Here is a 24,319-nt window from a genome sequence, read left to right on the forward strand (position 1 = left end):
TTCTCCTCGTCAGCAGGAACAGCTGGCGCCTCTGGTCCACCCGCGGCCTCCGCGCGTCAACTCCGCGCGCGCGCCGGCCCCGGTCCACGTCGCGCGGCCGCCTGGAGCGACAGTCGAGCTCGGCTGTATACTTCGAGGAGGCGTGACGAGCCCGGCGGAGCCTCAGGCAGCGCCGGGGCTCGCCGGGGCTCCGCAGGCCCTCCGGGGACGCTCAGTCGACCCGGTGGAACACGCCCGCTGGATCGAGCGTCCACAGCTTCGGGCCTTCCCCGCCGCCGTCCGACGTCCGGACGTGGATCAGCCGGATGCCCTTCTCCTCCAGCTCGGCGAGGATCGCGGGATCCAGGCCGGGCTCGAGGCGGGGCTCGAAGACGAAGTCCTCCGAGAAGTTGTGGTGCTGCGGGCGGTACGTCTGCGCGTGGTAGCCTCTGAGCACGATCGGAGCGCTCGTCAGCCCCTCGATGCGCGTCTCGACCCACTTGTGGAGCGGCGCCGTGTACCCCGCCGTCGGGCCCGTGGGGGCCGGCGGCCAGTAAAACGAGGTCTCCACCGCGACGCCGGACGTCCATGAGAGCGAGCGCTCCTGGAGCAGCGCGCCCGCCACCGGGGGGCCGTCCGCGGGACAAGCGTCGAGCTGCACCACCTCCGAGGACACCTCGAGCGGCGTCCCGTCCCAGTCGAGCGCCCGCACGGGCGTGGCGTAGGCGGCGCTCAGCATCATCCCGGCGTCGCGCAGCGCGACAAGCGGGCCCAGCGACGGCGGCAACAGCTCGGGCACCGGGGAGGTGGCGAGCGCATAGGTGATCTCCGAGGCCCCGGCGCCGTCCACGAAGGAGTCCGTGGCCGTCTCCTCGGCGTACGCGTGGGACGCGGCCGGCCACGCCGCGGGGCTGCCCGAGAGCGTCGCCACCGATCCACCGGAGAGGTAGTCGAGCCGCGCGTCCTCGAAGAAGCTGCTGGCGAGCGCCGCCGGCGTGAGGAACCCGCTCTTCGCCGAGAGCCTCGCGCGCACCTTGAGCCGGTGGTTCGCGAACACGTCGCCGAACTCGCCCTGGAAGGTGCAGACCTCCCGGGGCTCGTCGAGCAGGAACGGCGTGAGGCTCGGCGTCGTGTCCGGGAGCGCGACCTCGCGCACCTGCTTCACGACGAGATCTCCGGGCTTCATCTTCTTGAACTCGTAATCGAGCAGGAACGACTTCCTGCCGGGGTTCAGCTCGCTGAACCGCGCCTCGACGCGGCCGAGCAGCGCGGCGAGCGCGAGGTAATCGTCCTCCCATTGCATCACGTGGCCGCCGAGCGGGACGAGCGTCGAGCTGGACAGGAGGTAAACGGAGGTCTCCTGGTCGAAGAGGCTCGCGGTCACGACCTCCGGCTGCGCTCCGCCTTCCGGGTTGGTGACGGACGTCGCCCCGAGCTGCGTCACGATCTGGATCTGGTCGTTGACCAGCTCGCGCCGCTCGAGCGTCGCGACGCCGTTCGCCATCTCGTCCTCGTCAGGATAGGAGTGATGGACGAGGACGCCCATCCCGACCTCGGCCTCGTCGACGCCATGGAGGAGCCGGGCGAGGAAGGCGTTGTCGTTGTAGAAGCTCGCGTACACCTTGCGGATCGCGCGGAACACGCCGCGCTCGCCGGCCTCGCCGGGGTCGCACAGGCTCGGCCCCTCCTGGTCGGCGTCCCGATCGTCGGCCAGGCAGCCGCTGTAGCTGTCGTAGAGGCCCGCGCCCGTGAAGACGGCGCTGTCCTCCACGTTGGTCGAGCTCCGGAACCGGATCTTCTTCGTGGGCGTGAAGCCCTCGAGCGCCGCCTCGATCGCCTGCCGCTGCCCCGCCGAGAAGGCGGTCTCCCCGGTGATCCGCGCGCGGATCGCCGCGAGATCGGCCTTGAGCGCCAGCATGTCGGGCGGGTAGGCATGGCCCGCGAGGCGCTCCGCGATCTCGGCGCGCAGCGTGCGGCCGCCGGGCATGACCTGATCGAGGAAATCGTCCCAGAGATCGAACGACAGCGCGACCGCGACATCGGAGCTCTCCGGGATGGCGTCCCGCAGCAGGCCATAGTTCGCGGCCTTGCCCCCGAAATGCACGATGTCCGCGGGGCCGAGATCCTCGGTGGACCCGGCGTAGGCGCCGAGGGGCTCCTTGGGCTGGATCCCGAGCTCGCCGGGCCGCTTCAGCGCGAGCAGCTGCTCCCTGTCCGCCGGCGCGATCCCTCCGGCCTCGAAGAGCACGGCGCGGCAGATGGACCCGTATTGCAGCGAGGCCCGCAGCGCGACCTCCTCGCCGTCGAGCGCCTTCGCCGCGTCCGCGGCGGCCGGATCGCCGAGGTAGACGAACGGGATGCCGAACGAGGTCGCGAGGAGGGCGGTGTGCGCGTTCGGCGTCGCGGGCGACAGCGACACGATGCCCGCCACATAAGGCACCTCCGCAGGGATGGAGTCGGTGAGCAGGATGTCCTCGGCCCGGAGCTCGCCGCTCGCGTAGGCGGCGTCGATCGCGTCCGGCGGGACATAGCGGAGCCGGCCCACGGCCCAGCCCGTCGCATAACACGCGTCGCCGTCCAGCCACCGCTCGACCGAGCTCACCGGGAACCCGCTCGCCTCGAAGAACGCGCTGTTCTCCGCGGCCGACGCCGCTTGCTCGTACGTCGGGAAATAGAAGGGTTGCGCCCCCTCGGGCGCGACGACGCTGTTCTTCACGAGCTCCAGGACGACGCGCGCCACCTCGGGATCGTAGGCGTCCTGGCGGACGAGCTGGATGCCGTACTCCGGCACGCTCTCCGGGGTCGGCGGGAAGATCACGGCGCCGAGGATGGCCTTCTGCCCCTCCTCGTGCAGCGAGACCTCGTCGAACTCTTCCCGCGACATCTCGAAGAACGGGTCGAGCCGCGCCGTGGCGAACTCGCCGTGGAACGGGAACTTGTTGCTGTCCTGGTAATAGACCTTGGTGGGATCGTGCATCAGCACGGTGAACTTCACCCAGCCCGGCGTCTCGAAGGTCGGGGGCCAGGCGGCGAAGGGCTCGAAGGGGAAGCTGATCTGGTTTTTCCAGTCCTCCGATGGCGTGATGTCGATCGGGTAGGTGTCGACGGGCCATGACGCGCCGCCTCCGGCGCTCCCGCCTTCGCCGCCCGCGCCGCCTTCGCCGCCCGCGCCGCCTTCGCCGCCGGTGGCGCCCCCGCTGCTCGTGGCGCCGCTGCCACCCGCGCCCGCCGCCGAGTCCTCTCCGCACGCGGCGAGCGTCCCCGCGCCGAGGAGCGCGAGCGCAAGACAAGCCGGTCGACCGATTCGATGAAGTCTCATGAACAACATCGCGGTACAACTGCCGTGCCATCGTGCGGCCAGCGGCGTCTCCGGGCTGAGCGGCGGGGCGCCGCTGTCGCGCGCGTGGCGCACGCAGGCACAGCCGTACGGGCGCGGCGATGGCCGCCCGCGCGGGTCCGCTCGCGGCCACCCCGCCGATTTTTCTTGGGGTTTCAACCGGTTCGGCGTTCTACGATGCCGCCATGACCGAGCGGAGAGCGGCGCTGATCGTCAACCCTGCTGCCGGCCACGCGGGCGATTCGGTCGAGTCGCTGCCAGCCCGGCTCCAGCGCGAGTTTGCGCTGAGCGTCTACGAGACGAGCGCGGAGCGCTCTGCCGCCGCCTGCGCCGACGCGGCGCGCCGCGAAGGTGCCTCCCTGGTGATCGCGGCGGGCGGCGACGGGACGATCTCCAGCGTGGCGTCGGCGCTCCTCGGGACCGATGCGTGCCTGGGTGTCCTGCCGCTGGGAACGGCGAACTCGATCGCGCAGTCCCTGGGCATCCCGGCCGACCTGGAGGGGGCGATCGACGTGCTCGTCCACGGCGAGCCGACGCGCATCGACGCCGCCCGCGCCAACGGGAAGACCATGATCCTGCTGTCGGCGGTCGGGCTGCACGCCGACACGGTCGGCGAGACCCCGCAGGACGAGAAGCAGCGCTGGGGTGTGCTCGCGTACATCCGCACCGGGCTGAAGAAGCTGATGAGCCTCGAGCCGTTCGTTGTCGAGATCGAGACCGAGGACCAGCGGGTCCACTGCCGTGCGGTCGCGGTGACCGTCGCGAACATGGCGCCTCCGCGCACGGTGCTGGCGCAGGGGCCGCCTGTCCTGTCCCCGGACGACGGGCGGCTCGACCTGACCATCGTGTCGGCCACGACGCTGGTGGAGGCGGTCGCGACAGGGCTGCATCTCCTGAGGACCGCGATCGACGGCGAGCCGGCCGAGCGCGACAACATAGGTTTTCTCGCCGCCCGGCGGGTCTGCATCACGACCGATCCGCCCCAGAACGTGCTCATCGACGGCGAGGAGGCCGGGACGACGCCGCTCGTGGTGGAGTGCCTCCCGCGCGCCCTGACGGTCATGGCGCCCCGCCGCGAGGAGGCCCGTGAAGCGCCGCCTGCCGCGGAGGTCGAGGTGAAGCTCGCGGGGTTGCCCGAGCTCGAGGTCGAGCCGAAGCCGTGAAGCGCGCTCGGGCCGCGAAGGCCCGAGGAAAATCCAGACGACCACGATTCGGCGTCGCGGCGCCGCGAGCAGCATCGTGACGGCCTCGTCAGGGGGGAACCGGAGCCGCCCGGCGTAAGGAAACGTGGTTCTGCCGCCGCGGCAGGGCTCGGTTCTTGACCTTTCATCGGGAGCGCAGAGGAATGCGAACGACGTTCTGGGCTGGTGTGGTGGGGGTGTGCTTGGCTTGCGGCCTCTCGGGGCTGGGCTGCGGGGGCGACGACGACGGGGCGAAGCCCGGCGACGCGGCGGGTTCGGCGGGGGGCGGGGGCTCCGGGACCGCGTCCTGCTCCGGACTCGACACGTCGGCGCTCGTCAGCGAGCTCTCCCCCGCGGAGGTCGAGCAGGCGTGCAAGGGGTATCGCCGCTGCAGCGCCGAGCTGGCGACCGTCGAGTACATCTGCCTCATGCAGGGCGTGCTCGGCGCGGCGTACGGGGACGACGCCGGGATCAGCGACGCCGAGCTGCAGGCGAAGTGCTCCGAGCTGGTCGAGGGGTGCATGGCCGACCCGAGCCAGGCAGAGCAGCTTCTGGAGCAGGCCCTCATGGAGGTCGACGCAAAGCCCTGCGGCCAGCCGACGCAGTGCACGGCCACGATCGCGGAGATCGACGCCTGCGCCGCCGAGGTGCGAGCGTACGCGCGCGATGTGCTCCCCGAGTGCAGCGCGCTCACCATGGCTTTCTACGAGCAAACCGACAGGGGCGACGCCCTGCTCGACGGGGCTTGCGGCAAGCTCGGCGCCGGCTGCTTCCCTCTCTTCACGACGCCAGGCGCAGAGTGAGCAGACAGCGCCGGACGCGGCGCGCCGCGGGCCGTGCGCTCCCTGCTCCAGCGCGGAGGGCCGCTCTGGCGCGCGGCGCAGCGCCGCAGCGCGGCCAGCCGCGCTTTTCCCCGGCCATCCCGGCGCGATGGACGTGATAGACGTGATAGACGTGATAGACGTGCGCCATGAGGCTGACCGAGCGAGCCATCGAGCTGCCGGCGCTCGCGAGCGCCCACTCCCATGCTTTCCAGCGCGGGATGCGCGGTGAGGCGCAGCGGCCGGGGCCGTCGGGGGCGGACGACTTCTGGTCGTGGCGCAGCGCCATGTACGCGCTCGCCGAGTCGCTCACGCCGGAGTCCATTCATGCGATCTCGAAGGTGGCCTATCGCGAGCTCCGCGCCGCGGGCGTGCGCACGGTGGGCGAGTTTCATTACGTGCACCACCAGCCGGGCGGCGCGCCCTACGCGGATCGCACGGTCCTCGCCGACGCGGTGATCGAGGCCGCCCGCGAGGAGGGCCTCCGCATCGCGCTCCTCCGGGTCGTCTATGCGCGCGCGGGCGCGGGCAGGGCGCCCGAGGGGGCGCAGCGGCGGTTCTCGGACGCCTCGCTCGACGCGGCGCTCGCGGACGTCGAGGCGCTCCGGGCGCGCTACGCGGGCTGCGAGGACGTGCGCGTCGGCGTGGCGCCCCACAGCGTGCGCGCCGTGCCCCCGGCGTGGCTCGGCGAGATCGCGCGGTACGCCGCGGAGCGCGGGCTCATGGTGCACATGCACGTGGCCGAGCAGCCGGCCGAGATCGAGGCGTGCCTCGCCGAGACGGGCCGGCGGCCGGTGGAGCTCCTGGCCGAGCGCGGGGTCCTCGGCGAGCGCTTCGTGGCGGTGCACGCGACGCACCTCGCGCCGCACGAGCCGGCGCTGCTCGGCGCGGCGAGGGCGTTCGCGTGCCTGTGCCCGACGACCGAGCGCGACCTCGGCGACGGGCTGCCCGACGTGGGCGCGCTGCGCGCGGCGGGCGCGCGGCTGTGCGTCGGGATCGACAGCCACGTGATCACCGATCCGTTCGAGGACATGCGCGGCGTCGAGCTCGGCGAGCGGCTGCGGACGGGCCGCCGCGTGACGCTGCGGGGCGAGGGCGGGGCGACGCCCGCCGAGGCGCTCTGGGAGATCGGCTCTCGGCAAGGGGCGGAGGCGTGCGGGTTCGCGGATCCCGGCGGCAGCATCTCGGTGCGCCGGGACGCGCCGGCGCTCGCGATGGTGCGGGAGGAGCGGCTGCTCGACGCGGTGGTGTACAGCGGGAGCCCTTCGATCGTGGAGGGGAGCCCCGCGCCCCCGGGCCCGCCCGCGCATTGACCGAGGCGAGGCGCCGGCTCTCCTCGGCGCCGGGCGACCGAGGCAAGCCCGGGCCGAGCGGGCGAGCGTGAAGCGCGCTCACACGGGGGGGGTGGCGTGGTTTGTGAGGAGCCGTTCCCCGCGTCTCGCCTGCGTCATGCATGGGAAACGAACGGCGACGGAAGGAATGGCTCGACTGGATGCCCCTGGCGGCGCTGCTGCCGATCGGCGTCGTCTTGCTCCTGAGCCTCCACGAGATCCAGGACGTCCATCGCAGGAACATCGCGGCGACCCTGCAGGCCGTGCTCTCGACGACCCGCGAAGGGCTCTTGACCTGGGCGCGGCAGGCGAAGGGCGCCGCGGGGTTCTGGGCGAACGAGCCGAGGATACGGCGCGCGGTCGCCGCCCAGGTCGAGGTGCGCCGCAGCGACGGCTCGCTCCGCGATAGCCCCTACCTCCAGGATCTGCGGCTGGAGCTGGAGGGCGTCGTCGAGCGGGAACAGTGCCTCGGCTTCGACGTCATCGCGCTGGACGGCACCCATATCGCCTCGGATCGCGATGAGCTCCTCGCCACCAAGACGCTGAGCGCCCACGACCCGGACACCATCGCCGCGGCCCTGCGCGGCTCGACCGTCATGGGCACTCCTTTCACCATGCGGTCTCCCGTCCTCGGCAGGGTCACCCCCGTCCTCGTCGTGGCGGCGCCGGTGCGCTCCGTCGCCGGGCAAGGGGAGATCATCGCGGCGCTCGCCTTCCGCATCGATCCCGGGAGGGAGCTCACGCAGATCGCCCATCGCGGCCAGGTCGGCGCGGCAGGGGAGACCTACGCGTTCGACAGGCACGGTCGCGTCGTCACGGAGCTCAGGTTCGCCCAGAACCTCCGCGACATGGGCCTCCTGGCGGCCGGCGAGCGCACGAGCCTCAACGTGGAGATCCGCGATCCCGGGGGCGAGGTGCCGGGCGGCTCCGCGCGCCCCTTGCCTCGCATGGAGCAGCCGCTCACGCGCATGGCGACCAGCGCCGTCGCGGGGATCGCCGGGGTCGACGTCGAGGGATACCGCGATTATCGCGGCGTCGAGGTCGTCGGCTCGTGGCTGTGGGATCAGGAGCTCGACCTCGGCCTGGCGACCGAGATCGACAAATCAAGCGCGTACGGCGTGTACGTCGTGACGCGCCGTGTGGTCCTCACCGCCTGCGGCGTGATGCTGCTCGCCACGCTCGTCCTGACGATCCTGCTGCAGCGGCGCGCGAAGGAGCTGGCCACCGGCGTGCAGCGCGAGCAGGCGCTGCGCAGGGAGCTCGAGGATCGTGTCCGTCGCCTGGAGTGCGCGGAGACGGAGCTGAAGGACGCCATCCGCGTCCGCGAGGAGTTCCTGCGGTTCGCCTCGCACGAGCTGCGCACGCCGCTGACGAGCCTGCGGCTCCTGTACGAGCACATGCTGCGATCGCGATCGCAGCCCCTCATGGTGACGCTGGGCTCGAAGGACATCAGCCGCTTCTTGAAGGTGTCCTCGCGGGAGCTCGCCCGGATCACGCAGGTCATCAACAACATGTTCGTCGTCGCGAGCTTCGCGACCGGCCCGCCGGCGCTGAACCTGGAGAGGACGGAGCTCAACGAGATCGTGCGCAGGACCGCCCGGCAGGTGACGGAGCAGCTCGAGGCCGACGGGTGTTCCCTGGAGCTCCAGCTCGATCGATCCCTGTTTGGCTACTGGGACGACGCGCGCGTCGAGCAGGTCATCACGAACCTGCTGTCGAACGCGTCGCGGCACGGCGCTGGACAGCCCATCACGCTGTCGGTCGTCCGGCAGGCCGGCTTCGCGGTGATCTCCGTGCGCGACCGCGGCGTCGGCATCACGCCGGAGCAGCGGGACAGGCTCTTCGAGCCGTTCCGGTGGACACCGGAGGCGCACAGCGGGCTCGGCGTCGGGCTCTACGTCTGCAGGCTGATCGTGTGGGCGCACGGCGGAGAGATCCTCGTCGACAGCGAGCCAGGTCAGGGCACGACGTTCCGCGTCCGGCTGCCGCTGCCTCCGGAGATCGAGGGAGGCGACGCCGCCCTGGCGCCCGAGAGCGAGCGGAAGGCGGCGGAGGAGCGGAGCGACGGAGGAACGGAGTAACGGAGTAACGGAGTAACGGAGTAACGGGAGTAGATGAGCGGCGGGCGCTCATCCCATCGCGCCCGCGATGAGCTGCGCCGCCCTCAGGAGGACCGCCACGACCGCCCCGACGTTCCACGCGCGCGCGAGCCACCACTGCACCTCGGCGCCGTTGATCCACGGCGGCACCCACGCCGGCGGCGCCAGCAGATCGGCGACGGTGAGGACCCGCTCGCGCTCCTGCGCCGCGCGGTAGCCGCCCTCGCCGCCGCGGACGTGCTCCTCGGCCCGAACGAGGGCGAGGAGCCGCGCGCCGCGCCCCTCCGGGAGCAGCGCCGCGCCCGCGCGCAGCGCCTCCGGGGTCGCGGGCAGCTCAGCGGCCCGGCCGCGCTGCGTGAGGCGGAGCGCGCCGTCCCCCGCGCGCTCGACCCGCCCGCGGACCCAGCCCTCGGAGCGCTCGCCGCGGAGCACCGACGAGAGCGACGCGAGCTCGGGATCGGGGCCCAGCCGGGGCGCGCGCTCCCCCGGGAGCACGCGCGCGGCGAGGAGCCAGAGGGCGATCGGGAGCGCCGACAGGAATGGATTCAGCGCGAGCAGGCTTGTCACGCCCGCCACCCCGTCGAGCACCGGCAGGGCGAGCACGCCCGCGCCGGCGAAGGCGCCCACGGCGATCGTCGCGCCGAACCCGCCGACCACGCCGACGGCGACGTTGCCGATCGCGACGACGCCGACGGCGACGTTGCCGATTGCGATGAAGCCGCGCGCGACGTTGCCGATCGCGATGAAGCCCGTGACGACGTTGCCGAACACGAGGAACCCGTTCGCGATGTTGCCGGCGTCGACCCAGCGCGCGCGCTCCGCGGCGCTCGCCTCGCCTCCGCCCCGGAGCGGCCAGCTCATTCCGTCACCTCGAACGAGGTGCGGCCGACGAGCTGGCCGTCCTCGGTCTCGACATCCACCGTCCAGCGCCCCGCCAGGCGGCGCGGCAGCCTCCCGCCCACGAGCTGCGACTGGAGCCGCACCGCGCCCTCCGGCCCGGGCACGCGCAGCGTCTCCTCGGGCGCGCGGAGGACCTCGCGCCCCTCGCGCCGCCAGACGTGGAGCAGCCGATCGCCGTCGCCGCCCGGCACCACCACGTCGGTCACCGCGCGGAGCTCGCGGATCACGGAAAAATGCAGTGATTTCACGGACATGGCGAGACGCCCGTCCGGGAGCACCGAGGGGCCCACGGCCGCGGAGGACAGGTGCATCGGCACGGGCGGGATGAGCTCGCGCGTCCCGTAGGCGAGCCCGACCCCGGCGGCCATCGCGACGACGAGGAACACGGCGCCCATCCGGCTCCAGAGGGCCCCGAACGGCAGGTGCAGCGTGCAGAAGCCGACCACGGACACGAGGGCGGCGGAGAGCAGCGTGTACAGCGTGCGGGTGTCGGGGAGGAGCGCGGGGATGACGAGGTTCAGGCACGCGAACAGCGTCACCCCGTAGAACACCGACGCGAGGGTCTTCCAGCGCATGAGCACGCGGTCGAAGACGAGATCGAGCGTCGAGAGCACCGCGCAGGCGGCGAGGAGGAGGACGAACCACCGGTTCGGCGCGTCCAGGCTGGCGCTCTTCCAGTAGAACGGGAGGAGGAAGAAGAGCATGCCCTGATAGAGGTTCTTCAGGACATAGGTCATCACGAGGAAGCGCAGCCGGGCGCCGCGCCACGCCGTCGCGAAGTCCTGGCGGGCGCCGGTGCCGAAGAGCCGGAAGAAGAGGAGCACGAGCAGCCAGGCGACGCTGACCGTGACCGCGAGGAAGCGCGCGTGCTGGAACCCCTTCTGCGCGAAGGTCACGACGAAGGCGCCGAGGCTGAGCGCATACGCGGTGTGCAGCCACCAGAGCTTCTTGTGGTGGCGCTTGAGGAAGGCGCGGGCGGACGATCGGAGGTCCCCGGGCTTCTCCTCGTCCTCGGCGTTCAGGTCGACGTAGGACGCCTTGGGCTCGGCCTTGACGGTCGGCGCGTTGTCCTCGTCCGCTGCCGCGCCGCGCGCTTGCCGCTCGGGCATCTTGAGCGTGCGGTCGTCGTGCTCCCCGCCGCTGGCCCTGGGCGGCATGCGCAGGGTCACCTCGTCCCCGGCCAGGGCGCCGGCCCTGGGCGGCATGCGCAGGGTGGCCTCGTCCCCGGCCAGGGCGCCGCCTCTGGGCGGCATGCGCAGGGTGGCCTCGTCGGTCGCCGGGGGCCGGGCCTGTCCGGCCGCGTGGGGCGGGGCGTGGCCCGGCGAGCGATCGGGCTCGTCGCCCGGCATGTACATGATCGTGGGCGCCTCTCCGAACGCCTCCGGGACGCGCGTCTTGTGGACCTGCGTCGTCGCGCTGGAAGGCGGCGACGGCAGAGAGGGCGCGTTCGCGTGGGCCCCGGGGGCCGGGGCGTCAGGGGAGCGCGGCGCGTGCTGTTTCATGTCCGGCCCGCAGCGTACCCGACGGGCGGTCGACCTTCGAGCGCCGCACGAGCGGGCCGGCGCGGCGGGCGCCGCCGGCGCTCGGGCGCGCGCAGGGCGGCCAGCGCCTGGACGGGGCGCGTGTCGTCGTCCCGACAAACCCCCTCATGGGCCGGCATCTCGGCGGGAAACCGAACAGGGAGCGAACAGGGAGACGGTGAGATCGTCGGGAGTGTACTCCCCGTCTCCCCGCCTCCCTGTGAATTCTCCCCCCGAGAATTCGAGGGGATGCCTCGGGTGCCCGCCGTCGCCCCGTTCAGGAGCGGCTGCTGGCCGGAGCGATGCTCAGGGCTCGGCGCTCACTCGATCGAGACCTTCACATCGGCGCTGCCGCTGCTTTGATAGCCTTCCACGACGAGCGAGACCTCGTAGAAGGACCCCAGGGTCAGCCCCTGCTTCTCCCACGCGTCGAAGTGGTTGGCGACCGTGATGGTTCCGCTCGTGCGCTTCTGCTGCCGGACGCTCCAGTACTGATAGAAGGTCGCCGTGCCATCGATGGAAGGTTGGTTGACCCGCTGGGTCCGGTAGATGTCGTAGGTGCCCCCATCCGTGGTGACGGTGCCCCTGAATCCTTCTCCGCCCGGGGGACGCCAGGTGCCCCAGCTATCGAGGATGTAATACTCGATGAGCGGGTTCCTCGTCCACCCGTAGACACCCAGGTAGGAGTTGCCGTTCGGCCGGTAGTCGGCCTCGTAGGTGACGACATTGTTCTTCCCGCCCGGCCTCACGCCTTTGCGGCCCAGCAGGTTGTTGATGTTGTTCCAGTCCACGCGGAAGCCATCCGCCGTGTTGACCAGGCACCCGTTTCCTCGGTCCTTCCAGTATTCGAAGGTGAGCCCGCAATGGGTGCCTGTCCTGTCGCTGCAGACCTCCAGGTCGGCTTCCGTGCACCGGGTAGGTGTGCCGGCCCCGGTCGTGGCCGCGGAGCTGCTCGCGGTCGTGCTGCTCGTCGTCGAGCTGCTGGTGGTCGAGCTGCTGGTGGTCGAGCTGCTGGTGCTCGAGCTGCTCGTGGTCGTGGTGCTCCCGCCCCCGGACCCGTCGAAGCCCCCGGCCCCGCCCGCGGCCGACCCGCTCGTGGTGGTGCTGCCGGTCGTCCCGCTCGTTGTCGACCCGCCCGGGCCCGCCGTGGTGCCGGTGGGGCCGGTGGGGCCGGTGCTGCCGGTAGGGCCGGTGCTGCCCGCGGTCACGCCGCCCGTCCCAGACGAGCCGCCACCCGCCCCGCTCTCCGCAGAGGACTCGTCCGGCCCCGCGCAGCCGATGGCAACGACTCCTAGGGCGATAGTAAAATGTTTTAACAAAGTTAAACTCACAGATCCTCCTTGGCGAGATGGGTCAATTCCCTGCGGCCGATCTCGTGATCATGGCTAGCACCAGGGCTCGGTGGCGACAACGACCCGTAGAGCCCTTCCAGCTGCTGTTTCAAGACCCGCCCTCGGCTCGATCCGGTTAAGCTGCGGACGAGGTCGCACAACCGCCCCGGTACGGTGGGTCTGCGAACAGCTGCCGAGGCAAGCGCCCCCCCGTCACCCTGGATCCCTGACGCGCTGGAGCCTTGACGCGCCGAGTCGCGTGAACCAGCGCAAGAGAACTACATGAGGGCGGGACGTCGGGATCGGCCTGGGTCCCATCTTCCACGCTCCGCGCCGCCATGCTCTACTGTTGCGGTTCTCGGGAAGACGTTGCTTGTCCGGCCGGACGGGTCATCGGCAACCAGAGAGCGCTGTTGAGACCTCTCTCCGTGGAGCGACCGGGAGGCGCCGGCGCTCGGGGCGGCCCCATGATGACCAGGACGTCGAGAACCTCGTCCCTCCTTGCGATCACCCTGGTCCTCGTATCGGGCTGCGGTCGTGATTCAGCGGCCCCCCCTGACGAGGCCGGGTCGAACGGTGGGAGTGGCGGCGCGCCCTCGACCGGAGCAGGAGGCGCGGCGGGCCCGGGCGGGGCGCCGGCGGGCTCGGGCGGGGCGCCAGCGGGCTCGGGCGGGGCAGGGGCGGCGAGCGCGGCTTCGACCAGCGGCGGCTCGTCCAGCGGCGGCTCGTCGGGCGGGAGCGGGGGCTCACCGAGCGAGCCTCGCCCCACGGTGACCGCCGCTCCGGGCACGGAGCTCGTCCGGGTCGACACGAGCGTGGTGAACCAGTCCTTCGAGGGCTGGGGCACGAGCTTGTGCTGGTGGGCCGATCACGTGGGCGGATGGCAGGAAGCCAAGCGCAACGCCGTGGTCGAAGCGGTCGTCGATCCGGTGAATGGCCTCGGCTACAACGTCTTCCGCTACAACATCGGCGGCGGGGAGAACCCGTCCCACGAGCACATGAAGGAGCACCGCGAGATGCCTGGATTCCAGGGCGCCGACGGGACCTTCACGTGGGCGAACGACGCCAGGCAGCGCGCCATCCTCCTGCGCATCGCGGAGCGCGGAGCGGATCTGATCTTCGAGGCGTTCTCCAACTCTCCCCCCTACTGGATGACGAACAGCGGTTGCGCCTCGGGCAGCAGCAACGGCAAAGACAACCTCAAAGCGGACCATTACGACGACTTCGCCCACTACCTCACGGAGGTCGTCCGCCACTACAGGGACGAGCACGGGATCACCTTTCGCACGCTGGAGCCGCTGAACGAGCCCTTCGCCGACTGGTGGAAATCGAACGGCTCCCAGGAAGGATGCCACTTCGACCGGGCGAGCCAGGAGAAGATCATCCAGGAGGTGGCCAGGCAGCTGACCAGCAAGGGCCTCGGCGAGACGGCGGTCAGCGCGTCGGACGAGAACAGCATGGATGACGCCGTCCGGAACATCGGCGCCTTCGGCGCGGGGACGCTCGCCGCGTTCCAGCAGCTCAACGTCCACTCCTACGCCGGCAGCCAGCGCAGGGAGCTCCGGCAGCTGGCGACAAGGCTCGGCAAGCGGCTGTGGCAATCGGAGTCGGGGCCGCTCGGGCAGAACATCAGCGACGACACGGACGCGGCGCTGTTCATGGCGGAGCGCATCATCGACGATCTACGCGACCTGAAGCCGGAGGCCTGGGTGGACTGGCAGTCGGGCGATCCGTCGCGCAGCTGGGCGAGCTTCACGCTGAACGACCGCGACCAGTCCTTCGCTCCCATCAAGCGCTTTTACATGCACGCCGGCTTCAGCCGCTACATCCGTCCCGGCGCGCGCTTCGTCGACGTCGACAGCGAGGACATGGTGGCCGCGGTCAGCGCCGGCGGGAGCTCTCTCTCGCTCGTGATCCGCAACGGCGATCGCAGCGCGAGCCGCGGCTACACGCTCGATCTCACCCGGCTCCCCGCGGTCGGTCCCGCCGCGGAGGTGCACCGCACCTCGCGCACGGAGGACCTCGAGCGGCTCCCCGACATGGCGATCGAAGGCTATCGCCTGGTGGTCACGGTCCCGGCCTTTTCCGTCACCACCTTCGTCATCCCGATGCCCTGATTTCCCCAGGAGCGACATTCATGATCGAGGGTCGGACCGTCCGCTTCACGACGCTGTGCGTCAGTGCGTTGTGCGGGGCGCTCCTGGGCTGCGGCGAGCGACGCATCGCGGCAGAGGCCGATGCGCCGCACCTCACCGGTGGAGCTGGGGGCGGCTGGGCGGATAGTGGCTCGCCTTCGAGCTCGAGCGGAGGCACGACGTCGGCGGGGGAAGGCGGCAGCGGCGGCGCCGGCCCGGCCACGGCCACCACCCCGTGCCCCTTCACCTGTCACGACGACTGTCCTGCCCTGGGCGCTCTGGAGGTGGAGGGAAGCTGCGCTGTCCCGAACGAGCGGTGCTGCTGGCTGGGCGCTCCGAGCGATCCCTACCCGAGCGGCGGGGGCTCCTCGATCGACGGCTCCGCGCCGATCCCGGTCGACGAGCTCCCTGTCATCCCCGAGATGCCCGATGGGAAGCCGGGGACCCGGCGCTTCGACGTCATCCCGCCGCGCAAGGACACTCCCTAGGTCACTGAGGCTGGCGGCCCGAACCGTTATCCGGGCCACCGGTCCGTACCGTCAATCGACCGGATAGCCCCGCCACATCCAGCGCAGCGTGTCGGGGAGCGTCTGCTTGATCACCCTTGCGTCGCAGTGGCTGGCGCCCTTCGCGTAGACGAAGCGGTAATGATACCCCTTCTCCTTGAGGATCGCCGCCACGCGCTGGTTCGCCATCACCCAGTTGTGGTGGCTGGCTTCATCCCTCGTGCTGCCGAGGTCGCTCTCGCCGACCTGCAGGAAGACGCGCAACGGCTTGGGCGGGTTCTCCCGGAGGAGCCCCTCCGTGTACTCCCAGGCGCCGTCGGGATACTCGGCCTCGGTGGGCGCGCGGGGGTTCTGCTGGTCGACGAACGTGCCGGAGTAGGTGACGATCTTGCGGTAGGTGTCGTGGCCGAACCAGCCCATGGTCAGCGCCGCCGCCCCGCCCGAGCTGCATCCGTACGTGGCGCGGCCATCGGGGTTGCTCGTGAACTTCAGGTTGGGGTACGCGGCGTGGACGGCCTGGTCGTTCTTGACCGCCTCGAGGAGCTCCGTATCGACGAACCTCTGATAGGCGTCCGACATGGTATCGTATTCGAGCCCCCGCTCGCTGCCATACGAGTCGCCTCCTCCGCTCGCGGCGAAGATGGCGATGACGCTCGGGAAGCGGTTGTTCGGGTCCGCGACGAAGTTGTTGATCGTGTTGATGATCTCGTTCCTGTCGCGCGCATCCTGGACGACCATGAACGGCGCCTCCGCGCCGTCGACGTACGTCGCGGGGATCGCGACCTCCACGCGGCGGTTGAAATCCCCCTTGGCGTTGTCGTTCAACGTCGGATCGTGGCCGGTGAAGATCTCGCTCTCCCGGGACGACAGGGAAAACGTGAACGTCCGCCCCTGGGGAACGCCGTCGATCCTCTTGATCTCCGGGGCGTCCCGGTAGTCAGGCCCGATCTCGAAATCGCCGTCGCCTTCGGTGCCGACCGGATCGACCGTCCCGCCCTGGCCTCCGCCGCCGCTCGGGTTCGGGTCGTCTGTGCCGCCCGCGCCCGAGGTGCTGCCGCCGCTGCTCGAAGAGCTGCTGCTGCTGCTCGAAGAGCTGCTGCGGCTCGAAGAGCTGCTGCTTCCTTGTCCTCCGCTGCCACCCGAGCCGCCGGCGGCGTCGTTGTCGGACCCGCAGGCAGCGATTGAAAGCGCGACGAGGAGCGAGATACGGCGTGGGATAGAGCGGGTCATGGATCCCTGTGACCGTCGATGAGCTACTCGGTGGTGAACCGGAAGACGGCCGTCTGCGCGTAGCGCTGGCCGGCCTTGAGGATGACCTCGTTCTTCCAGGCCGGGACGTTGATCGAGTTCGGGAACTTCTGCGGCTCGAGGCACAAGCCGCTGTACTGGCCGTAGACCGCGCCGCCCTTGCCCTTGATCGACCCGTCGAGGTAGTTGCCTGTATAGAACTGGATCCCCGGCTGATCGGCCTCGATCGTCAGCACCCGACCGGTCTTCGGATCCTTGATCCGAGCCGCCTCGCGGAGCTTGTGCGGGTCGCCGCTGACGATGAGGTTGTGGTCGTATCCGACCGGCTTGCCGCCCATGGCTTTCAGGTCCCTGCCGATCGGCTTGGCGGCGGTGAAATCGAGCGGCGTCCCCTTCACCGGCTTGATCTGGCCCGAGGGGATGTCGGTGGCGTCCGGCGGGGTGTAGCTGTCGGCGTGCAGCGTCAGCTCCTGGTCGGCGACGGAGCCCGAGCCGTGCCCTCCCAGGTTCCAGTAGCCGTGGTGGGCCATGTTGACGATCGTCGTCTTGTCGGTCGTGGCCGACATCTCGACCCTGAGCTCGTTCTTGTTGGTGAGCGTGTAGGTCGTGGTCGCGCTGACCGTGCCGGGGTATCCTTCTTCCCCGTCCTTCGATACGTATGTGAGCTTGACGGACGGGCCGTCCGGCGTCTCGGTCGCTTCCGCGTCCCAGACGACCTTGTCCCAGCCTTTCTTGCCGCCGTGCAGCGTGTGGGCGCCGTTGTTCGCGGCGAGCTTGTACGTCTTGCCATCGAGCTGGAACTGCGCGTTCTTGATGCGATTGGCCACGCGGCCGACCGTCGCCCCGAAGTAGGGGCTGCTCTTCAGGTAGCCGTCGAGGTTGTCGTGGCCGAGGACGATGTCGTCCATCTTCCCTGTCTTGTCGGGGACGTGGAGCTCGGTCACCGTCGCGCCGTAGGTCATCACCTTCGCGACCAGGCCGTTCGCGTTCGTGAGCGTGTAGAGGATCACCTCTTTGCCATCGGCGTTGCCGAAGGGCGCCTTGGAGACGGGAGCGGGCTTTGCGTTCACGGCTTCACCACCAGGTGGCTCGGGTCTGGCGGCCGGGGCCGCCGGAGCGGCGTCCGCCGCGGGGACCGCAGGCGGCGCAGGCGGCGCTGCCGCAGGGGGCGTGTCGACGGTCTGCGCGCCGCCGCACGCGCCGGCGAGGCACGCCGTCATCGTCACTCCGAACCACGATCTCGTCCTACCTATCGCCATGCTGTTCCCTCCGCCAGGATTGTCTCACCTGGGTCGGCTCCACCTGAGCGAGCCCAGCGCGGGCGAGCCCCCGCGATCGCGCCATGACGTGCGTTCACGACACCCGAGCGGAGCCGGCGCAGAGATCATCCCGATACAAGGGACCAAGAGTCCGCTGCGCACGACGACTACCCGGGACAAAGCGGAAAAACGCCCCGAGACGGGACTGTGAACGTTCACATTGTCCGTGTCAACTCAAATGAACCGGCGCGAGGCGAGCCGCGATCCCGAAATTGGAATCCACATCGAACAATACCGTGACCCTGCGCCCGCCCTCTTGACGCGCCGTTCCGGAGGAGAAGCCCACGGATCCCGCAGGTCCGCCGGGGTCCGCCCGGGTTTACTGGACCTGGATCGTGAACTCGTCCGCGAGGCGGCCGTTCACGTCCTTGAAGTACGCCGTCGCGCGCTTCGGATCCCCGCCGACGTGGAAGCGAATGAACAGGGCGCCATAGGCGGCGGTGCCCGACATGACCACGTTGTTCTTCTTCCACTTGTTGTCGGCGTAGTAGGAGGCCCACCACGTGTCGTCGTCGTGGCTGGCCGCGTCGTAGTCGCGGATGCCGACGCCGGCGAGGCCGGAGACGAACACGAAGTTGCGGCTCGGGCCGAGCTCCACGAGGTCATAGGCGCCGGTCTTGCCGTGGCCGGTCGCGGCGTTGCCGACGTCGGTCAAGGTCAGCGTGCGCGAGTAGGAGTGCTCGTGGCCGGTCGAGACGATGGCGCCGGCGTTCATGCACTCCTGGTACGCGCTCCAGCCGACCTCGTTGCCCTTGGTGCCGACCTGCATGTCGTTCTGGTTCTTGTGCCAGTTGCATATGGACCAGATCGAGCTGTCGGCGGCGAGCGAGTCGCGGATGAAGTCCACCTGGTCGGCCGCGTTGGCGGCGCAGGTCGACCGGAGCTCGCTCGTCCCGACGCAGGACTGGACGATGTGCAGCCCGCGGAAGTTGCACGTCGCCTTGACGCCGAGCTCGCCGGTGCAGTTCATCGACGGCACGGCCGCGTGACGAGCCTGGATCTTGCTGGCGTAGCCGCTCGTGCCGCCCCAGGCCGCGGCGTCGTGGTTGCCGATGATCGCGAAGTAAGGATAGTTCGCGCCGAGGATGCCGTTGATCCGGTTGTCCCACGCGGTCGGGTTGTTCGCATAGTCGAAGTCACCGTTGTGGATGGTGGCCGCGGCGCCCTCGTCCTTGATCAGGTTGAGCACCGCGTCCGAGTTGCCGTTCGCGCCCTGATCGCCGATGAAGGCGATCAGGAGATCGGGATCGGTCGGCGTGCCCGCGCCGCCGCCGGGCGCGCCATACGTGATCGTGAGCTTGGGCCGCTGCGCCGCCGTGGCGTGCTCCGAGGACGCGAAGTCGATGCCATCGGTGTTCGACGCGCTCGCGATGAGGAGGCCTTCGTTGGGGGTCCCGTCGACCCACGCCTGGACGAGCGCCACGCCGGCCGCGTTCAGCGTGATCGTCCTGGCGCCGGCGCTGCCGGTGACGCTGCCCACGAGGCTTCCGCGATCGGTCGAGCCCATCGCGCCCGCGGTGGCCCACGCCGTCGTGGACGTCGCGTTGTTCCAGGTGACCTGGGACTCGCTCCACGAGCGCTTCACCTCGTAGACGCTGTACGTGTTCGCGGAGCCGTCCGTGACCTGGAGGGTGATCGACGCCGACTGGACGATGCTCCCCGCGGGGATGCCGGAGAGGGTCCATTTCAGCAGGCAAGATTTGTCCACGCCCGAGCCGTCGTCGCCGTCGGCCTCGCACGTGGTGGCTCCGCCGTAGTTCGTGGTGGCGGCGGCCTGCCGGAGGGTCGCGTCGGTCGAGCCGGCGTACGACGAGCTCGGGAGCGATCCCTGCTGGAAGGAGACGGTGGTCAGCGTCTGCCGCGTCTCCAGGACCTCCTCGATGTACTCGTCATTTGCGCCGCAGGCATGGATGACCGCGAGCGCCGGCAGGGCGGCGCAGAGGGCGCCCTTCGATCGTCTCGACCAGCTCGTCTCTCGGTGTTCGGGTGTGCCTGCGTCCTCTCGCGTGCGTGATGTCTGCATGAGTCTGTCTACCCTTTCTCCTGATCTCGAACGTAGGTGTGAGCGAGGCACGGGCAGATTCGTGGAAGCGCTATTCCTCTGATTCATACAATTCCATGGAGATCGTGTTCATTTTTGGTACACTCGACCGAGCGTTTGCCTGGCGCCGCGCCTCGCGGGCTCAGCAGATCCCGCCGCTCGCGATGGCAGCTCAGTAGAGATCGCCGGCGCACCGGAGGGCGAAATTGCCGGATGCGTCCTGCGTGCAGGTCGGCGCGGTGGTGCACTCCCTTTTGTCGCTGCTGCCAGCCGGCTTGACCACGTCGATCAGGCAGGCGCAGGAGGGCTCCGGCGCGCAGGCGACGGCGACCGCTTTGCAGGAGCTCTGCGGCGGAAGCCGGAACAGCTCGTCGTGTTGATCCTCGATGGTCTGGCAGTACTCGCCGTCCGATCGGCAGAAGTAGCTTCCGCAGGCGAACGTCCCCGGCGGCGCTGCGCCCGCGCACTCCTCGCCGTTGCCGACGCTCACGCCGGCCCGCGCGGCCTCGCAGGCGTTGGCGTAGGAGCGCCCATCGCAGGCGCAGATCTCGCGCGGCGTGGCGGTGTCGCACGACGTGGGCCGCTCCTGGCAGATGCCGTAATTTCCCGGGACGACGCCGCCCTCTCCGCAGTCGCCTGGCGGGTAGTTGCAGTACTGATCCGCGGCGCAGAACGCGCCGCCGCAGGGCCCTCGGGCCGCGCCCGTTCCGTCGTCGCCGCCGTCCCCGCACGCCGCCACGAGCGCCACGAGCGCGCCGAACGCCCCGATGCCCACGCTCGTCGTCGCGCTGGTGCCCCGTTGCACCGCCCGATGCTTCACGGCACGTCGCATCTCTATGCACGGTGGAAGATCCATGCCGCTCCCTCCTCTCACGTGGCCATCGGACAATCCTCGATGGCCCGCGCCGTTCGGCAGGCGGGAACGTAAAGGAGCTGGACGGGCCAGTGTGCAACAAGTCTGTGTCGGCGGGGGCGCGGCGCTTCGATCAGAGCATCCTGGATGCTGAGCCGATCGGCGGCCTTGCCCCTACCGCGGACCAGGGAGGCCTCCACGGTGTCATCGCTCTCTCTCGGAACGAGCGAGAAGAGCTGGCCGAACGGGGGGCTCGAGCTGCGCGGCCGCCGGATCCGCCCGGCGGTTCCCGGGCGCTGACATCACCGTTCGAGACGCTCGAGCGCTGATCTGGAGCGCTCATCCCGGGTCGTCGCGTCCGTGGCGTCGCCGCGGTAATAGGTTTCGCGAACCAGATCCCAGAGCGGGAAGGTGACGTTGAAGTTCCACTGTCGCATCAACGACGGCCGGTGGTGCGCGGCGTGGTGGCGCCGGAGCCGTGCCACGACGCGGCTGCGGCCTCGTGGAGGTCCGTGCCGTTCTCCCAGGACGTGCCTTCGGCTATTCGGGGAAGCGAAGCGTCAGGTGGGCCTCACCACTTTGCCCCATCGTTGTCGTGGCATCGTAGTTCCAGCTGGTGCCACCTGGGCCCGGCGGTCCAGTCTCGATGGTGACGTTCTCGAGCGTGAGCTGGTCCTCGTCGAGGTAGGCGACGCCGATGGAGTCGCCGCCGCGCCCCGGGCCGCCGTAGCCGCCGGGCCCACCATCGCCGCCCTGGCCGCCGAGACAGGAGTAGAAGCCATCCCCTACCGCTCCGCCATGCACGCCTCGGCCGCCCCAGCCGCCTTTCTGGGGAGGCCCGCCGTCGCCGCCCGAGCCGGCGCGGGATGTCGTGATCTTGGTGTCGCGCACCGTCACCCGGGCGTGAACAGCGAGGACGCCGATGGACGGCTGCCCGTTCGCTCCCCCGCGGCCCCCGCGGCCTCCGCAACCGCCCGCCCCGCCCGAGCCTCCGCCTGGGCCTCCCTTGGAGGCGACGCCGCACAGGGCGATCCCACCCCAGCGACCGCCCCCGCCCCCGCCGCCCTGGCCCGGCGTGCCCCAGGTGCCCTCGCCCCCCGTGTCACCCTCCCATCCTGTGTCGGTGAGGCGCCCGAGGCCCGTGCCCGGTGCGCCCTGTGTTCCCGGAGCCCCCGGGCCCCCAGCGGATCCGTTGGAGCAACGCATGTTGTCCCGCTCCCCGATACCGCCGTGCGAGGGCGAAGTGTAGACGGGCTCCCCGCCGCCGCCATCCTCGGCGCTGTCGGGCAGCCCATCTCCTCCCTTGCCGCCAACGCTCGTGAGCCCGTTCTCGCACCGGTTCACGGCCGCAGCGCCGCCTGCGACGACGGCCGCCGAGCACGCGTCCCCACCGAAGTTGCCATCCGGTGCGGCCGGTTGCTTGGTCGGCCACGGCTCGCCATCGATGCCTCCCTCTCCTCCGTTGGCGAAGATCTCGCTCCGCAGGATCTCCACCACCGTGTTCGACTGAGCGAGCACGCCGACCGGTCCCCAGCTCTGGACATAGAGGTCGGCGAGCGTCGATACCCCGTCAGCGGCCCCCTTGTCCTCGGGGGTCGAGGGTTCGACGATCACCATGGGACCGCGGATCCGCTCGTGATAAAACGAGGACCGTTTGGGTAGATCGCTGCGGACCCATTTCCGGCAGTCGAAGCCCCCGAGGAGATCCACGCCGGAGGGCACCCTGATCTGACTCACCACGAATCCGTCGTTGCAGATGAACACGCGCCCTCGTCTCGTGCGCGCGAGCTCGACGGCGTGCTCGACGGTGAACACCGGCTTTGCCTTCGTGCCGGGGTTCTTGTCGTCGCCAAAGCCGTAGGCTCCGGCGACGAACACGCCGCAGCCGTCGTCGAGGATATCAGCGGCGACGTGCTCGACGCAGACCGACTCCGGGGGCGGCTCGTCCTCGCACGAGGTGCCTTCGCAAGGCGTCACGCCAGGATCGTTCACGTCGGGCACGGTTCCGCAGCCGGCGGCCCACGGCGACAACAGGAAGACGAAGATTGCAGCGGTGATCTTTCTCATGTGTGTGTCCTGAGTCGCGCCGCCAACACAGGGCGGTTCATCGAGGCGGTTCCGGATCCTGCTCGTCGAACCTGAACCAGAACAGCGCAGTCCCATCGTTCGCCTGGCCGGCGTTGCTTTCCTGGGCTGCATTGCCGCCGAGCCCTCCCTTGCCGGCTTCTCCCGGCAAGACCGTCGCCTTCTCCACGATGGCGACGGAGGCGCCCACGGAGCCGATGCCGAGCGAGTGGCCCCCGAGACCGCCGCCGGCATCGCCGCCGCGTCCGCCGCGTCCGCCAAAGCCGCCGCGGCACCCTCGCGACGCCTCGATCTGAAAGGCGTTTCCGCCAAGGCCGCCGGCAACGCCCAAGCCTCCCCACTGGCCCGTTCCGCCGACCCCGCCATCGCCGCCCTTGCCCCCGAGGACCTTGCTGCCGGCCTCGACCGTGATGGCGCTCCCCTGCAGTGCCACGATCGCGATGCTCGCGCCGCCGTAGTCGCCCCCCTGGCCCCCTTTGCCCCCACAGCCGCCGCTGCCCCCCGATCCGCCGGCCGCACCGCCCTGGGGCCGACCGGTCGGACATGCGTTGTTGTCGTCGCGCCCTCTGCCGCCGCCACCCCCGCCGCCGCCCTGACCGACGCCGCCCCTCTTCCCGTGCTCCCCGCGGACGCCGACCCATCCGTCGACGCCCAGGAGGCCAGGGCTCGTCGCTCCGGCAGCGCGCTGTGCATCGGCGCCGACGGCTCCTTCCTCCCCCGCCGTGCACGGCATGTCGAACGCGCCTGAACCGCCCCGGCCGAGGTTGGGCGGATTGCCGACCGCCTCCGGCAGCCCTGAAACACCATCGCCGCCCGTATCGAGGCCGCCGTCGCCCCCGTAGCCACCCCTCGACTCGACGCCATCGTCGCACACGGTCACGACCGGAAGGGCGCCCGGCGCCGCGTCCGCGGTGCAGGCGTCCGCGCCGTTGTTCCCCACCACGCCGGAGCTCGCGCGGAAGCTCGGCGCGTCCTCGCCCGGCTCTCCGTTCTTGCCGTCGCCCGCGAGGATGTCGCTCTCCCGCACGATCGCCCTGGCCCCGGCGCTCAGGATCATCGCGATGGACGACTTGCCATCGTCCGCGGACGCATCCGCCGCCTTGACGCGCACGCCGAAGATCATCGACGTCGTGTCGTCTTCTTCTCCCGTGATCACCCGCAGCGGGATCCCCGCTGGCGGAGCGATGATCGTCGGGTGATCCGGCCCGCCGAACGACCCCTCGTACCACCAATCGTCGCCGTCATCGCAGAGACGCCCGCCCCAGAGGTCGACCCCCGAGGGCAGCGCGATCTTCTCCTCGAACGACCCGCCGCACGCGTACACGCGCCGGGTCGGCGGCTCGCCGCGGCCTCGCCCGTGTGCGGCGAGGCCGATCGCATGTTGCAAGGTCCTCACCGGCGCATCCTTCGTGCCGGCGCTGGTGTCGTTACCCTGCTCGCTGACGAACACCCCGCATTCGTCGAGCGCCGTCGCCTTGGCGGGATCGCCGTCACAGAGAGCCTTCGGTGGTGTGAGGCAGAGGCGTTCGTCGTAGCAGCTATCGTCGTAAGTGCACCCGGAGAGGGCGCTCGCGCCGGCCGTGGAGAGGATGCCCATGGTGAGAAGCCGCCGCATTCGTCGCCGTTCGAGAAG

General features: G+C 70.6%; 16 protein-coding genes. 6 read left to right on the forward strand and 10 right to left on the reverse strand.

What is annotated here, in order from left to right; all coding sequences use genetic code 11:
* Positions 1-211: 211 nt before the first annotated feature.
* Entirely contained in the window at positions 212-3,298 is a 3,087-nt protein-coding gene (locus WMF22_RS05290; RefSeq protein ID WP_438035054.1) for a PEP/pyruvate-binding domain-containing protein, read from the reverse strand.
* A 119-nt stretch (positions 3,299-3,417) separates the two neighbouring features.
* On the opposite strand from WMF22_RS05290, the gene WMF22_RS05295 reads away from it, so the two are divergent.
* The 4 genes from WMF22_RS05295 to WMF22_RS05310 all read left to right on the forward strand — a co-directional run bounded on the left by WMF22_RS05295 (position 3,418) and on the right by WMF22_RS05310 (position 8,730).
* Positions 3,418-4,479: a YegS/Rv2252/BmrU family lipid kinase gene (locus tag WMF22_RS05295; protein WP_438035055.1), complete on the forward strand. Its 1,062-nt coding sequence runs from the start codon at positions 3,418-3,420 to the stop codon at positions 4,477-4,479.
* Between the two features lie 182 nt (positions 4,480-4,661).
* Entirely contained in the window at positions 4,662-5,300 is a 639-nt protein-coding gene (locus WMF22_RS05300; RefSeq protein WP_438035056.1) for a hypothetical protein, read from the forward strand.
* 167 nt (positions 5,301-5,467) lie between these two features.
* Complete coding sequence (locus tag WMF22_RS05305) at positions 5,468-6,631, forward strand: formimidoylglutamate deiminase (RefSeq protein WP_438035057.1); 1,164 nt, start codon at positions 5,468-5,470, stop codon at positions 6,629-6,631.
* Between the two features lie 140 nt (positions 6,632-6,771).
* Positions 6,772-8,730, forward strand: a complete 1,959-nt coding sequence (locus WMF22_RS05310) for a sensor histidine kinase (protein WP_438035058.1) — start codon at positions 6,772-6,774, stop codon at positions 8,728-8,730.
* A 48-nt stretch (positions 8,731-8,778) separates the two neighbouring features.
* Here the strand turns inward: WMF22_RS05310 and WMF22_RS05315 are convergent, their stop codons facing one another.
* From WMF22_RS05315 to WMF22_RS05325, 3 genes are all read right to left on the reverse strand, one after another.
* Positions 8,779-9,609 (reverse strand): hypothetical protein, encoded by an 831-nt coding sequence (locus WMF22_RS05315; protein WP_438035059.1) that lies wholly within the window; start codon positions 9,607-9,609, stop codon positions 8,779-8,781.
* Complete coding sequence (locus tag WMF22_RS05320; RefSeq protein ID WP_438035060.1) at positions 9,606-11,150, reverse strand: DUF5924 family protein; 1,545 nt, start codon at positions 11,148-11,150, stop codon at positions 9,606-9,608. Before WMF22_RS05320 ends, WMF22_RS05315 begins: the two co-directional genes overlap by 4 nt.
* Positions 11,151-11,488: 338 nt before the next feature.
* Positions 11,489-12,376, reverse strand: a complete 888-nt coding sequence (locus WMF22_RS05325; RefSeq protein ID WP_438035061.1) for a glycoside hydrolase family 11 protein — start codon at positions 12,374-12,376, stop codon at positions 11,489-11,491.
* Between the two features lie 893 nt (positions 12,377-13,269).
* Here WMF22_RS05325 and WMF22_RS05330 point away from each other — a divergent pair.
* Both WMF22_RS05330 and WMF22_RS05335 read left to right on the forward strand, forming a co-directional pair.
* Positions 13,270-14,616 carry a glycoside hydrolase family 30 protein gene (locus WMF22_RS05330; protein WP_438035062.1) on the forward strand — a complete coding sequence of 449 codons (1,347 nt, stop codon included), beginning with the start codon at positions 13,270-13,272 and terminating at the stop codon, positions 14,614-14,616.
* Positions 14,617-14,636: 20 nt separating this feature from the next.
* The gene (locus WMF22_RS05335; RefSeq protein WP_438035063.1) at positions 14,637-15,122 is read left to right on the forward strand and encodes a hypothetical protein; all 486 of its coding nucleotides are present in this window, start codon (positions 14,637-14,639) and stop codon (positions 15,120-15,122) included.
* 51 nt (positions 15,123-15,173) lie between these two features.
* On the opposite strand, the gene WMF22_RS05340 is transcribed toward WMF22_RS05335, so the two are convergent.
* The 6 genes from WMF22_RS05340 to WMF22_RS05365 all read right to left on the reverse strand — a co-directional run bounded on the left by WMF22_RS05340 (position 15,174) and on the right by WMF22_RS05365 (position 24,283).
* Entirely contained in the window at positions 15,174-16,370 is a 1,197-nt protein-coding gene (locus WMF22_RS05340; protein WP_438035064.1) for an alpha/beta hydrolase, read from the reverse strand.
* A gap of 23 nt (positions 16,371-16,393) precedes the next feature.
* A complete protein-coding gene (locus WMF22_RS05345; protein ID WP_437298027.1) occupies positions 16,394-17,608 on the reverse strand; it encodes an aldose epimerase family protein in 1,215 nt (404 codons plus the stop codon).
* A gap of 418 nt (positions 17,609-18,026) precedes the next feature.
* Positions 18,027-19,730: a DNRLRE domain-containing protein gene (locus tag WMF22_RS05350; RefSeq protein WP_438035065.1), complete on the reverse strand. Its 1,704-nt coding sequence runs from the start codon at positions 19,728-19,730 to the stop codon at positions 18,027-18,029.
* A 190-nt stretch (positions 19,731-19,920) separates the two neighbouring features.
* Positions 19,921-20,553 carry a hypothetical protein gene (locus tag WMF22_RS05355; RefSeq protein WP_437298029.1) on the reverse strand — a complete coding sequence of 211 codons (633 nt, stop codon included), beginning with the start codon at positions 20,551-20,553 and terminating at the stop codon, positions 19,921-19,923.
* Between the two features lie 588 nt (positions 20,554-21,141).
* A complete protein-coding gene (locus WMF22_RS05360; protein WP_438035066.1) occupies positions 21,142-22,668 on the reverse strand; it encodes a hypothetical protein in 1,527 nt (508 codons plus the stop codon).
* Between the two features lie 37 nt (positions 22,669-22,705).
* Positions 22,706-24,283: a hypothetical protein gene (locus WMF22_RS05365; protein WP_438035067.1), complete on the reverse strand. Its 1,578-nt coding sequence runs from the start codon at positions 24,281-24,283 to the stop codon at positions 22,706-22,708.
* Between the last annotated feature and the right edge of the window lie 36 nt (positions 24,284-24,319).

It is taken from the genome of Sorangium sp. So ce204 (genome assembly GCF_051526795.1).
GTDB lineage: Bacteria > Myxococcota_A > Polyangia > Polyangiales > Polyangiaceae > Sorangium > Sorangium cellulosum_B.